Origin of the sequence: Mesorhizobium sp. M7A.F.Ca.CA.004.12.1.1, from assembly GCF_003997835.1 — a bacterium.
GTDB lineage: Bacteria > Pseudomonadota > Alphaproteobacteria > Rhizobiales > Rhizobiaceae > Mesorhizobium.
The window spans coordinates 1-720 of record NZ_RZRK01001391.1; the positions used below are offsets into that span (position 1 = coordinate 1).

1 protein-coding gene is annotated in these 720 nt (G+C 64.2%); it reads left to right on the plus strand.

Annotated elements, in window-relative coordinates; genetic code table 11:
* Nucleotides 1-526 (plus strand): lytic transglycosylase domain-containing protein (locus EN984_RS36610; protein WP_164766017.1); only part of this gene is annotated, 526 nt, incomplete at its 5' end.
* Nucleotides 527-720 lie beyond the last annotated feature (194 nt).

Below are 720 nucleotides of genomic sequence, written 5' to 3' on the forward strand. Positions count from 1 at the left end.
GCGTGCGCATGCGGTGATGGAGATCGAAAGCGGCTTCGATCCCGACGTGCAAGGCGGCGACGGCGAAGTCGGCCTGATGCAGGTGATGCCGGCGACGGCCAGAATGCTCGGCTTTCGAGGTTCCCTGGACGATCTGAGCGCGCCGGCGGCCAACATCGCGCTGGGGGTCAAATATCTTGCACAGGCCAACAGGCTCGCCGCGGGCGATCTGTGCACCACCGTCATGAAATATCGCGCCGGGCACAATGAAAGCCGGTTCTCGGCCCTTTCGGTCCGCTACTGCCAGCGTGCGCGGGCAATCCTGGCAAGGGAAGGCTTTGAAGTGACCGGGCCTTTGCCGGTGGCGACGTTCGGCTTTTCCGCATTTTCGCCGGGCGGAGAGGGCGGAGCCCCTGCCCAGGCAAAGGGCGTTTGCGTGCGCCGCGTGTTCGTGCCGGGGCCGCGATACATGAAATGCGCCGACTATCGAAGTGCCGGGCAAGCAAGGCAGATCAGGGCGCTCAGAGGCAGGCTCTTCGGCGGCTAAAAGAACTACAGACGGCACTGCAAGTCCGCCGTAACATGCGTTGAAGACCAGACCGGGAACAATATCCGGCGGCACATAGGGGTGGAGCATTCATGGAAGCTGGCCGACAGGTCCACTGTCCGCGGACATGGGCAATCGCCTTGGCGCTCGCCGCGATCGTGTCGGGCTGCCAGTCGAAGGGCGGCGTGTCCGAA